At 38.8% G+C, this 12,481-nt stretch carries 8 protein-coding genes and 3 tRNA genes; 10 read left to right on the plus strand and 1 reads right to left on the minus strand.

Annotated elements, in window-relative coordinates:
* The first annotated feature begins 128 nt into the window (after positions 1-128).
* The 3 genes from DXB15_RS09720 to DXB15_RS09730 all read left to right on the plus strand — a co-directional run bounded on the left by DXB15_RS09720 (position 129) and on the right by DXB15_RS09730 (position 6,462).
* Positions 129-3,128, plus strand: coding sequence for a metallophosphoesterase (locus tag DXB15_RS09720; RefSeq protein ID WP_118702831.1), 3,000 nt, complete (start codon positions 129-131; stop codon positions 3,126-3,128).
* Between the two features lie 783 nt (positions 3,129-3,911).
* Positions 3,912-4,982 (plus strand): phage integrase N-terminal SAM-like domain-containing protein, encoded by a 1,071-nt coding sequence (locus DXB15_RS09725; protein ID WP_118702832.1) that lies wholly within the window; start codon positions 3,912-3,914, stop codon positions 4,980-4,982.
* A gap of 262 nt (positions 4,983-5,244) precedes the next feature.
* Positions 5,245-6,462: a tyrosine-type recombinase/integrase gene (locus DXB15_RS09730; RefSeq protein WP_147404795.1), complete on the plus strand. Its 1,218-nt coding sequence runs from the start codon at positions 5,245-5,247 to the stop codon at positions 6,460-6,462.
* A gap of 187 nt (positions 6,463-6,649) precedes the next feature.
* Here the strand turns inward: DXB15_RS09730 and DXB15_RS09735 are convergent.
* Positions 6,650-6,734, minus strand: a tRNA-Leu gene (locus DXB15_RS09735).
* Between the two features lie 185 nt (positions 6,735-6,919).
* Between DXB15_RS09735 and DXB15_RS09740 the strand changes: the two genes are divergently transcribed.
* The 7 genes from DXB15_RS09740 to DXB15_RS17890 all read left to right on the plus strand — a co-directional run bounded on the left by DXB15_RS09740 (position 6,920) and on the right by DXB15_RS17890 (position 12,225).
* Positions 6,920-7,004, plus strand: a tRNA-Leu gene (locus DXB15_RS09740).
* 34 nt (positions 7,005-7,038) lie between these two features.
* Positions 7,039-7,123: transfer RNA gene (locus DXB15_RS09745), tRNA-Leu, on the plus strand.
* A gap of 508 nt (positions 7,124-7,631) precedes the next feature.
* A complete protein-coding gene (locus DXB15_RS09750) occupies positions 7,632-8,954 on the plus strand; it encodes an MFS transporter (protein WP_118702834.1) in 1,323 nt (440 codons plus the stop codon).
* A gap of 188 nt (positions 8,955-9,142) precedes the next feature.
* Positions 9,143-10,180, plus strand: coding sequence for a PTS transporter subunit IIC (locus tag DXB15_RS09755; protein WP_109215797.1), 1,038 nt, complete (start codon positions 9,143-9,145; stop codon positions 10,178-10,180).
* A 194-nt stretch (positions 10,181-10,374) separates the two neighbouring features.
* Positions 10,375-11,559, plus strand: a complete 1,185-nt coding sequence (locus tag DXB15_RS09760; RefSeq protein WP_109215796.1) for an iron-containing alcohol dehydrogenase — start codon at positions 10,375-10,377, stop codon at positions 11,557-11,559.
* A gap of 22 nt (positions 11,560-11,581) precedes the next feature.
* Entirely contained in the window at positions 11,582-11,740 is a 159-nt protein-coding gene (locus tag DXB15_RS16955) for a DUF6548 family protein (RefSeq protein WP_158582238.1), read from the plus strand.
* Positions 11,741-11,886: 146 nt separating this feature from the next.
* Entirely contained in the window at positions 11,887-12,225 is a 339-nt protein-coding gene (locus tag DXB15_RS17890; RefSeq protein ID WP_431602621.1) for a DUF6548 family protein, read from the plus strand.
* The last annotated feature ends 256 nt before the right edge of the window (positions 12,226-12,481 follow it).

A 12,481-nucleotide genomic window follows, 5' to 3' on the forward strand; every position in this document is an offset into this window, starting at 1 on the left:
TTTTTTGAAAGATAAATGTATCTTCCCTTAATGAGAGTCCACCTTTTCTTGAAAAGAAAATATGATAGTTTTATGACATAATATGAAGAAATAAAATAACAAAAGTAGAAACGGGAGTGGGGTTATATATGTTGAATTCAGAAGTAGGGGAAATAATAAGGCAATTAAAAAATGCTGAAATCAGCGTTTTCGATATCCCGGAAGATTATAAAAATGATATGCAAATTGTAGATTTTGAGCGAAAATTGGGATTTCGGATGTTAGGAAAGAGAGGGTTTGATGTTATTACCAATTCCTTTTTTGTGGAAGAATCTTTATTACGGATAAATGAAGATGGGAGAGAAGTATGCAGGAATATTTTTTCTACATTTGATAATTTTGATTCATACTTTGATTTCCTTCAGGGGGATATTTATGACAATGCTTGTTATATGTTTTGCGATTTCACGAAGCGTATCGTTACTTCACATCAGATAGATATGCAAAAACTAAGGGCGCGAAAGGCATTTGTTGATGATAACGTAGATAACTATTTCTTAGCAGTGTCTGATGAGGAAATTTCTTCTTACGACGATGCAAAGAAAATACATAGTTTATGTAAACGTTGGATTCAAAAATTTAATGCCTGTGATAGTTATGACCAATTCGAAAAAACTGTTAGTAATTATCAAAAATCTCAAATTGCGTCAATTGTAGATGTTACATTTTTCTTCTTTCAATATATATTTGCCGATGTAGATAGCAAAGAACGCTTTAACATTATTATGGAGTATATGTCATCTGAGAAGTATCCAGTGTTTGAGATGATAGAAGGACTGTGCTCAATTTATAATCCAGATGATGTAGAACGGGCATATAATGCTTCTTATAAACATAAGAAAAATTTGAAAGAGTATATTCGGTTGTTAAAAAATAAAAAAATAGATTTTGGCACAAGAGGATATTTTGATAAAAAAACACATTATTATTGCGAAAAAGAACTTGGGTATAAAAAAGGTAATAGATTGATCCCAGATGCAACAATATATCGGTACTTTGAATCTTTCGATGAGTTTGTTGATTACCTTGATGGAGATTTGAGATATTGTGATTTATCAGGGCTGCTTGAATGTGATATTGATTTTTCAGATTATATCGTAGATGAAACAACAAAACTTCCAATTCAGGTGGATTCGGATGGAATTTATTCGATAGAAAAGTATTATCAGAATAAAAAGTTCTATGTAGTGCAACGTTGGCACAATATCTCTGGAGCCATGCTAAAAGAAGATACACATACTTTTGATTATTTTTTTGATTTTGTTGCATTTTTGAAGAATGATTTGTCGGGAGCAGATTTGCTTTTTTGCGATGGTTTAATATTTTTAAGCCAGTGGGATACTATTGATTTTTTTAATGCAAAAATGAAGAGTTCGCTATGCGAAAAGTTTGGTCTGAACTATGAAGTTCAAGAAGTGAATGATGGTGTGATAGAATTCTTTGATTGCGTAGAACAAAATGAAAATGAGACGGCTTTGGTGCTCCAGACTTCGAGAGATTTAGCGGAGGAAGCAGCAGAAAAAGATTTAAGTTCGTGGGATGTTTTTTTAAATTTGAAATGTCAGAGAATTGACTATATTTCAGATTTACATCTTATACATAGACTTAAAAATGCAGGTTGCCGCTCCAAGGAAGACATTAAATATGTGATTCAAAAAATAGCAGAAACCATTGCAAATGAGGCAGGGAGTATATTGTTAATTGATGGTGATGTGGCATCTGATTTCAGCATATTTCAGTTGTTTGTAAAAATTTTGTCGAAAACATTGGGGGGGAATACGCAGGTCATATTTACTCTTGGAAATCATGAATTGTGGAGTTTTCCTGGATTGACAATCAATCAGATTACTTTAAAATACCGTACATGTTTGGAAAAATATGGGATGTATTTACTTCAGAATGATCTCCTGTATAAAGACGGAAGGGATTTATCGTCTTCATTGGATCCGAGTTTGCAAATGATTCAATATGAAGAGTTATGTTCAATGGGCAAAAAACAAATTTCTGAACGGTTGCGGAGCGCAAGATATGTTATTCTTGGAGGATTAGGATTTTCAGGTTATAATACAGAATTTAATGCTGATAATGGCATTTACCGTTTGACTGTAGATAGATCTGAGGAAATAAAGCAATCGAAAGTTTTCGAGGAGTTATACCATCGTTTTTTGCCTGTTCTGGAAAAAAAGAACACCATTATTCTAACGCATACACCGAAGAAGGATTGGTGTAGTGAGACAGTTCCAGATAAAAATTTTGTTTATGTGAGTGGACATACTCACAGAAATTTTTTTCATGATGATGGTGAATATAGAATCTATTCAGACAATCAGATTGGCTACCGTTGCGATACACCACATTTGAAAACATTTTTAATCGATAACGACTACGATTACTTTTCTGGTTATGATGATGGCATTTTTGAAATTACTAGAGAACAATATAATGATTTCTATCGTGGAATAAATATTCAAATGACCTTTCAACGGAATGTAAATGTACTTTATATGTTAAAACGAAATGGTTATTATTGCTTTATCCATAAATCTAAAAGTGGTTCACTCACGATCCTGAATGGAGGTGTTATGAAAAAAATAGGAGTACAGGAGATTCAGTACTATTACGACCATATGGATGCAATGATTGCCACAATAAAAAAACCGCTAGATAAATTTAATTCTTTTCAAAAACATATTGCAAATATAGTGAAAAGAATTGGTGGAGATGGGACAATTCACGGATGCATAATTGATATTGATGTGAACAACCATATATATGTGAATCCGTTTGATTTATCTACTACAGGATACTGGGCATCCGATATGATTAATAAAATTGTATATCCATCTATTCCAGATTTACTGAAAGAGAAATGCCCTGTATTGTTTGGCGAATATGTTAAGCTTATTGATGATAATAGTGAAAATGCATTAGTATTGAAACAGCAAATAAAAACTTCATGGAGTCCTCAGTTATATCTTGATACAAACATTTATAAGGCATCAAGAGAAATAAGAAAAATGCAGAGATTGAACTCCAATGTATTAACCACTTGGTACGAAAATGCTATTCCACAAATAACCAAAAAATGATAGATTTTTTGAATATGAGATGTATTTTCTGGTTAGATTTTTTGAAATTTATAATATTTTAACAGAAACGGTTTACTCGTTTGCAAGCTGTAGGGTGCGAAGGCACCCACGGCATGTGAACGAGTAAACCGTTAAATTATGTCAGAAACCGTGTAAGTGAGATGAAAAGCCAGAAAAAAACAGAGGTCATTTGGATGATAAAAAAGGACTAACAGATTATGTAGGTAAACAAATAGTCATAGAATGAATCGGAAAAATGAAAAATGCCAGCGATAATTTTTTTATCTTTCATAATATAATTGTCAGATGACAAATGGAGTACAATTTATTGCCCGATAGAATGTCGAGAGGCATAAGGGGCAAGACACAGACGTTGTTTTGACGTCAGAAGAGCTGTTGCGTTGTCAACAGTTAAAAAAGGACAGTGTTTGCTGTCTGTTCCGTTCGTGAGACGGAAAAGTATGTGGGTATCATACTTAAAACAGATACTCTCCGGCAGAAAAGCCGGAATGGATGCTTAGCTGCCATGGCTATAAGGAACATGGCTCAGGGCTCACATACCTGAGACCGTCACTGAACGGCATGAGATGTGATCGGTACTGATCCCGAAAGATTTCTGAATCTAATCGGCTGCAAACGCAAGCAGAAAAATGCGTTAGAAAGTCACACACCAGACTGGTCGACGAAGAGCCGACGTTATGAAATGGTGTTGCGGGAGTCTTTTCAGACATCCTGCGGCAAATTGCTTTAACAAAGAAATACAACGGAAAGGAGGCGAGAAAAATGGGAAAAAGTAAATTCAGGAAATATAAAAAAACACTTCATCAACAAGCCTACAGTCATTTGCAGAAGATGATGGCATTGGGAGAGTCAAAGGAAGAAGCTAAAAAAGAAGGAAAAACAGGCGATAAAATATATTCACCTGAGACATACAAGGTCTATATGAAACATATTAATTATTTTATTCGATGGATCAGAAAAGCACATCCGGAAATCACAAGTATGAAAACAGCCAGACGATATGTCAACGAATGGCTGCAGACCAGAGTTGATAAAGAACTGTCTGCCTGGACGGTTCAGACGGAAGCAGCGGCACTGAATAAATACTACGGCATTGCACGGGATGATCCAAAGAGATTTCAATGTCCAAGCAGAAAACGGGTGGATATTAAGCGTAGCCGTGGCGAGAAAGTCAGGGATAAACATTTTTCAAAACAGGCGAATGAGGAATTGATTCATTTTTGTCAGGCTTGTGGTTTTCGGCGGAAGGTACTGGAACATTTACGTGGTGACGACCTGTATGATCGTGCACGAGTGGAACAGAAACTGAAAGATGCCAGAGAAGCAGGAGATATAGCGGTGATTCGTGCATGTGAGGATGCATTAACTTTTTTTCCGGATCAGGATTATTTTATGATTCACCGCCGGGACAAAGGAGGAAAAACAAGAATTTCTCCGATCGTGGGTCCACATAAGCAGGATGTCATTCGGAGAATGCAGAATACCGGTCCTGATGAACTTGTATGGCGGTATGTGAATAAAAACTGTGATGTGCATGGATATCGTGCAGATTATGCAACGTACCTGTACAAGCAGTATGCAAGACCGATAGAAAAATTAGATTATAACCATAAAATCATGTGTGCAGATGGAAAAATGCGGTCAGAGATATATATATGCCGTTCTGATGAAAGCGGAAAAAAGCTTGATCGGAGAGCTGTCCGGATCGTCAGTGTGGCATTAGGACATAACCGGGAGGATACGGCAATTACAACTACATTCGAAATTTATAAGAAATATCAAAACGAGCGGAAAAATTGTAAACGTAAACGCGTAAACGTTTACGAAACATGAGTATCTTTTTGATGAATCATTCGAAAAATAACTGCGGATTATCAACCAGGTGTTGACATTTTAAAAAATTAGTGCAAACATATGTTTGCAAATAAAAATTATACCGAGAGGAGTGATGCCAAACGGCCAGTATTTCGATATTGGACGCCTGTGATATTTTGAAGAAACTGATGTTTTTTCATACGAATGCAGAAGCGTTGTCAATATTGAAATCCGTGCGAAAAAGAAACCATTAGACAGGGTGCTGGATGATATCGACAATATGGAAAAAGAATATTATTTAGCACAACATCCTTATAAAATCTATTATTCACAAAAAGACCAGCGTTACCGTACTTATGTAAAAAATAGTGACGGAAAACGTAAACCGCTGACATCAACATCAAAAGAAGAACTGGAAAAGAAAATAGTAGACTTTTATAAGAAAAAAGAGGAAGCAAAAGTATTAGAACGGCCAACTTTTGAGACATTATATCCCATGTTCATGAAGTATAAAGAAAAAGAAACTTCCAGTGCCAATGCACATAAACTGAACTGGGTATGGGAAAAATATTACAAACAGGATGAACTGGTGGCGAAATATCTGGATGAGATTACCGTAGCATTTTTGAAAGAGTGGTTTTTAGATAAGATAGAAACGCTTCATCTTACCAATAAACAGTTTAAAGAGATGAAATCACTTTTAAATATGTTATCTGATTACGCCATTGATTCTAATTTAACAAAATACAATGTTTCACGGAATGTCCGCAATATATCTTATAAAAAGTTTGCAGTGCCGAAGAAAAAAATATCGGCAGAGCAGATTTATATGGGAGAGGAAGAGACGTCTGTGATTGAGTTGGCGTTACAACAGTTTAAGAAAACCAAAAACATTGCATATCTGGCAATCTGCCTGAATTTTACACTGGGATTACGTGTGGGAGAATTGGTTGCGTTGAAAATAACTGATTTTTCTGAGAAAACGGTGCATATCCAGCGGCAGGAGATAAAAAAGTATGTACATGATGAAAACGGAGTTGTACAGCGGTCAGGATATGAAGTAGTTGAACATACCAAATCGCTGGAATCAAACCGTGAAATCGTGCTTACCAGCAATGCAAAACTGTTTTTTGAACTGATCTGTCAGATAAATGATTCGAGGGGATTTCACTCGGAATATTTACTTTTAAACGCGCAGGGAGAACGAATGCATAATGATGCAATCAATAATACGCTGCGCAGAATCAATAAAAAAATTGAAACATCACAAAAAGGAAATCACAGTATCAGAAAAACGTGTATTTCGAATTTAGCAGCATCGAAGCTTTTGTCAGATGAAGAAATCAGAATGTTTGCAGGGCATAAAGATATTTCTACAACACAGCAAAGTTACATTTTTGCAACGGAACCACTGGAAGATAGGGTATCTGCCTACGAAACAGCAATCAGTGGCAAAATGCCAGATGTGAACGTGTTCAAGGGTGTTCAAACAGTTTAAAAACAAAAAAAGCGCGGAAGCCTTAATTTATAAGGCTTCCGCACCAAATTAAATAATGCGGAAGATGGGGCGCACGAGATCCGGTGGATCTCGGATTTGCGCCGACCGGAGCGAAGCGGAGATATGAACCTTGGGTTCATGTCTCCGTCCGCAAAAAAGACCCCAACCAAAGGTTGAGGTCTTTTGATGCGGAAGATGGGACTTGAACCCACACGACTGCAATAGTCACAAGATCCTTAGTCTTGCTCGTCTGCCAGTTCCGACACTTCCGCATGTGTCGTCATTATTGTTTCCGACAAGAAGAAATGATACCAAAAGTAAGGCATAATGTCAACAGTTTTTCGGAAAAAATATAAAAAATATGCATTTGAAAAAACAGAAAAAAAGTGTTGACATTTAAATGTCGTTGTTGTATTATATGCTTTGTCAGCTGCGGGGCAGCAAAGCAATTTGATATGCAGGAATGGCGGAATTGGCAGACGCGCACGGTTCAGGTCCGTGTGACTATTGCAGTCATGAGGGTTCAAGTCCCTTTTCCTGCATTTTACATCAACGATGCAGCAAACAATTTAATACGCAGGAATGGCGGAATTGGCAGACGCGCACGGTTCAGGTCCGTGTGACTATTGCAGTCATGAGGGTTCAAGTCCCTTTTCCTGCATCATTGAAATCAGCAGAGAATATCTGCTGATTTTTTTGTCGTAAAGAGAAAAATTGGTATCTTAACGATATATCTTTTTTGCGTGAACAATGGAATATTTCTTTTTATAAGTACAATCATTCTCTGGATACATGTAATAATTTTTCCCATCTTTGTTTCCTCCTGTTTGCTATGTTTTATAAGTACAATCATTTTCTGAACACATGTAATGAATAAAATGTAATATACTGATACGAATTTACAGTATTTGGGAAAAATCCTTCTATATTTCTTTACCCTAAAGTAGTAAAATCATTTTTATAAGATGAGTGATAGATATAGTCAAGCGGATATTCGCAATCCGCTTCGCTACTTGCTCATAACCGAATAACTGCTCCGCAGTTTATCAGAAGGAGCTTGCACTCCTCCTGATAAAAGCAAGTCCCCTCCCACTGCTTATTGCTTTTCGCAATTGAAGCAGGGGACTTACTTGATTCGGTTAAAAATCAGTTCAATTTGGGGGCAGACAATGAACACTACAAACATAAAAAAAGAATCTAGAAAAATATCTTTATGGGAAAAATTCAGCTACAGCGGTGGAGACGTGGCAAGCTGCATTACATTTGGTGCAGTCAGTTCTTACCTTTCCTATTATTATACGGATATCGCAGGAATTTCCATTGCGGCAGTGGGCGTGATCTTTGGTGTGACGAGGTTAATAGAAGCACTGGTGAATTTCCTGACGGGAGTCGCCATTGACGGCAGTCATTTCAAAGGGGGCAAGGCAAAGCCTTTTATTTATACCACCACGATTCCGCTGACGATTATGTTTATCCTTGTTTTTATGGTGCCGGATCTGAGCGCACACGGGAAAGTGCTGTTTGCGTTTGTTACCTATTTGCTATTCTGCATTTTGTATGCGGTCAACAATACCGGTTATGGCACGTTGCTGTCATTGCTCACCAGTGATGTAAAAGAACGCCGTGTATTGAACAGTTTTAAAGTATTTGGAAGCGGAACCGGAAGTCTGCTGGTGAGCTTTCTGACCTTGCCGTTGGTGGCGTTGTGCGGTGTGCAGGGACGTTTCAGTTTTGCACCGGTGGCGGTAATTTACGGTGTGATAAATCTGGTGTTACTTGGAAACTGTAGTATTTCCTGTCGGGAACGTGTGCGGACAGAAGGGGAAGCGCGCATGAGTTTAAAAGAATCTCTGCAATGTGCGGTAAAAAGCCGTTCCTGGATTTTGCTCTGTGTGATCGGGGCTTGCGTCATGGTTGTGATGATCCTGCAAAACCAGAGCATTATGTATTATTCCAAATATATTCTGATGGATGAAAGCCGGGCAACTTTAATTCTTACGATCTATACGATGGCGCAGCTTTTGGCGGCGTTGTTTATGGATAAGATGCTCAATCGGCTTGGAAACAGAAACTGCATGCTGTTTGGATTTGGAGCCTTTCTGGTGCTGACAGTGGTTATGTTTGTGTGCAGAAAAAATCTGGTCTTGTTCTGTGTATTTATGCTTTTGGCAGAACTTGGAAAAAGCATGGCAACCAGTCCGTGTTATGCCATCTGTGCAGATACAGTGGATGAAGTGGAATCGTTGACCGGAAAACGCCCGCAGGGTGTGATGACATCTTTTATGATGTGCACGATGAAAGCGGGAACAGCTATCGCCGGTGTGGTATTTTCGGCTGTGCTTCATGCGGGACATTATGCAGCAGAGGCAGCGCAGCAAAGCCCGGAAGCGATTCGTGCAATTTATATGAATCTGTTCTGGCTTCCGATGCTGATCGTGGCAGGCTGCATGGTGCTGGCATTTTTCTTCAAACGGCAGCCGGTTCAAAAATAAGGAAAAAATTAGAGACAAAGAGAGACTTCTCTTTTTACACACTCTGTGCTATAATGTGACGACAAGTGACAAGACAGACAAAATAAAGAAATTAAATGAATTAATTACGCATGAAAATGTATTTGTCTATTCTATGAAAAAGTCATGCTCTTATAGCAATATGAGAAAATATAAAGGAGAGAAGTTTTATGAAAAAAGTACTGAATCACATTTTTATTGATGGTTTGAGTGGAATGGCGCTTGGACTTTTTTCCACACTGATCATCGGAACGATCATTGGACAGATTGGAACTTTAGTTGGAAATGAGATTGGAACTTATCTGATTGCGATTTCCAGTGTGGCAAAAACAGTGACCGGAGCAGGTATTGGTGTCGGTGTCGCTGCAAAGTTTAAACAGGGACCGCTTGTAACAGTTTCTGCTGCGGTGGCCGGTATGATCGGAGCGTTTCCGGCACTGGGAATGGAAAGTTTTGCATTGGGAAAAGCAGGAGAGCCTCTGGGAGCTTTTGTGGCAGCTCTGATCGGCATTGAGTGCGGCAGGCTGGTTGCAGGAAGAACAAAAATTGATATTATTTTGACGCCACTGGTATCCATTTGTACCGGTGCGGCAGCAGGATTCATCGTTGGACCGCCAATTTCCAACTTTATGAAATGGCTTGGAAATCTGGTAAATATTAACGTAGAGGCATCTCCGATCCTTGGTGGTATCGCAGTATCGGTTCTGATGGGAATGATTCTGACATTGCCGATCAGTTCCGCGGCACTTGGCGTTTCCATGGGACTGACAGGACTGGCAGCAGGCGCGGCAACCATCGGATGCTGTTGTCAGATGGTTGGCTTTGCGGTTGCAAGTTATCGTGAAAACAAATTTGGCGGATTTATCGCACAGGGAATCGGAACATCCATGCTTCAGGTACCAAATATTCTGCGCAGGCCGCTGATTTGGCTGCCACCGATTATTTCCAGCGCGATTTTGGGACCGATCGCATCTGCGGTCTTACATATGGTAAGTACACCGATCGGATCAGGAATGGGTTCCGCAGGTTTCGTTGGACAGATCGCAGCTTATGGCGCAATGATTGAGACAGGAATGTCATCCAAAGTGGCACTGATTCAGATTATTCTCATGCATTTTGTTCTGCCGGCAGTTGTGACATTGATTTTCTCAGAAGGAATGAGAAAAGCCGGATGGATCAAAGACGGTGACATGAAACTGGAAGTATAGAATTTGAAAAATAGAAATGATACCAAAATCCATTTACAAAATGTGGGCTATATTTTGTAAATGGATTTTTTTGTGAATGGTACAGGGAATGGTGACGTAAATTCTATGGAATATCGAAGGATTGGTTGAACATTTTTACGGATTGTTATAAAGTAATAGCAACACAAGTAAATGTTTGCTGGAGGTAGAATGGTATGGAAAACTTTGTATATGAAACACCCACGAAAGTTTATTTTGGAAAAGAGGAAGAATTAAACGTTGGAAAAATCATTGCCGGATATGCACCGAAAAAAGTGTTGGTTCATTTTGGTGGTCAGTCTGCCAGAAAAAGTGGACTGTTAGACCGCGTGGAAAAAGCGTTGGAAGCAGAAGGCATTGCTTATGTGGAACTTGGCGGTGTGACAGCAAATCCGGAGCTGAAGCTTGTGCGGGAAGGTATCGCACTCTGCCAGCGGGAAGGCATTGATTTTGTACTGGCAGTCGGTGGAGGTTCTGTACTGGATTCTTCCAAAGACATTGCAAACGGTGTGGCAAATCCGGACGTCGATGTATGGGATTTCTCCCTTGGAAAATGTGTACCGCAGAAAACATTGCGAAAAGGTGCGATTCTGACACTGGCAGCAGCTGGTTCGGAAATGTCCAATTCCTGTGTTATCACAAATACAGAAACAAACGAAAAGCGAGGCTATGGATGTAGCTGCAACCGTATGGATTTTGCCATTGAAAATCCGGAACTGACCTATACCGTGAACCCGTATCAGACAGCTTGTGGTATCGTGGATATTGCAATGCATACGATTGAGCGTTATTTCTGCCCGGGCGAAGACACTTATCTGACGGATGCCATTGCAGAAGCTGTGATCAAAAACGTGATGAAAGCCGGAAAAGACTGTCTGGCAGATCCGGAAAATTATGAAGCGCGTGCAAATATGATGTGGGCATCTTCACTGGCTCATAATGGTCTGACAGGATGTGGACGAAAGACTCAGCTTGTTGTTCACCAATTAGAGCATGAGGTTTCCGGAATGTATACACAGGTGGCACACGGAGCTGGCTTGGCAGCACTCTGGTGCAGTTGGGCACGTTATGTATACAAGGCAAACATCAACCGCTGGTTACAGTATGCACAGAATGTATGGAATGTAGATGTGGATTTTGAACACCCGGAGAAAACCATTGAGACGGCCATTAACATGCAGGAAGCATTTTATGCATCTATTGGAATGCCAACAAATTTGAAAATGCTTGGTGTGAAAGAAACAGATTTGGAGATGCTGGCGTTTAAGTGCTCCAGAGGGAAAACACGTACACTGATTGGTTACAAAGAACTGGCATACGATGACATATTGGAAGTGTTCTGTATGGCGTATGATGTCTAAAAACTCAGTTAGTGGAGAGTAAATGATGAATTTTATTGATTCTTATAAGAAACTTGAAAAATTATGCAATGAGATGTACGGCGATAAGCATGGTGTCTCATTATATATTGATGAAATGATTAATACACCTGTGGGTTCGCGTTATGTTAAAAGTTGGAATGAGGATTTGAACGCAGAATAAGCATTCCCCCGCTTCAAGTGCGTAGAGCACTAAGCAGGGGGGATGCTTATGTCAGTGGGAGTTAAAAGCTCCCACTGACAGGTCGCAAAGCGACTGCGTTCATGAGCAAGTAGCGAAAGCGGATTGCGAATGTCCGCTTTACGCAATTGAAACATTATCGTTGGGTGAGAAATCAAATTGTGCATGAACCGGGATGTACGGAAACAAACATGTGTAACCGTGATGATATACAATGGATAAATAATTTTTATACTCGGATGATGTCTACAAGTGATCCGCTGTCTTTATATCGAAAAACAATCAGGTCAAACAGAAAGACTCATTCATCATCAGGGGGTAAATCGGCATCGCGGCAGTGTGACGATTCACAACAAAAAGGAAAGCACAGTAGATTTTCACAGGAATCTCACAGGTGTGGAGTGTTCGTTTGGGGCACTATAATTGCAGTGATAGTTATATTCCTGTTTTTTAAAGTTATATTATAAATTTTTCTCAGAGATATATCGATATATTTTTATGACTTAGTACCTTGTCTATGGTTTTGAATGGACAAGGTACTTTTTTCGTTTTTATCTATTTTGTGTTTTAGGATAACATCTTTTGTAAAAAAATATTATGAAAATGGAAAATTCTGTAGTAAACGACAGGCTTTTTCCGTTATTATATATAGAAAAGATAAAACACAATCTTTTTACTACGGATATCTGTAACAAAAATTTTCAAATCTTCACTTAAAAGATT

Source organism: Roseburia sp. OM02-15, from assembly GCF_003481835.1.
In the GTDB taxonomy this organism is placed as follows: Bacteria; Bacillota; Clostridia; order Lachnospirales; family Lachnospiraceae; genus Eubacterium_I; species Eubacterium_I ramulus_A.

What these genes read in the sequence shown, in the direction of transcription:
- DXB15_RS09720 (WP_118702831.1), top strand. Translation starts at nt 129, where the DNA reads ATGTTGAATTCAGAAGTAGGGGAAATAATAAGGCAATTAAAAAATGCT.
- DXB15_RS09725 (WP_118702832.1), top strand. Translation starts at nt 3,912, where the DNA reads ATGGGAAAAAGTAAATTCAGGAAATATAAAAAAACACTTCATCAACAA.
- DXB15_RS09730 (WP_147404795.1), top strand. Translation starts at nt 5,245, where the DNA reads ATGGAAAAAGAATATTATTTAGCACAACATCCTTATAAAATCTATTAT.
- DXB15_RS09750 (WP_118702834.1), top strand. Translation starts at nt 7,632, where the DNA reads ATGAACACTACAAACATAAAAAAAGAATCTAGAAAAATATCTTTATGG.
- DXB15_RS09755 (WP_109215797.1), top strand. Translation starts at nt 9,143, where the DNA reads ATGAAAAAAGTACTGAATCACATTTTTATTGATGGTTTGAGTGGAATG.
- DXB15_RS09760 (WP_109215796.1), top strand. Translation starts at nt 10,375, where the DNA reads ATGGAAAACTTTGTATATGAAACACCCACGAAAGTTTATTTTGGAAAA.
- DXB15_RS16955 (WP_158582238.1), top strand. Translation starts at nt 11,582, where the DNA reads ATGATGAATTTTATTGATTCTTATAAGAAACTTGAAAAATTATGCAAT.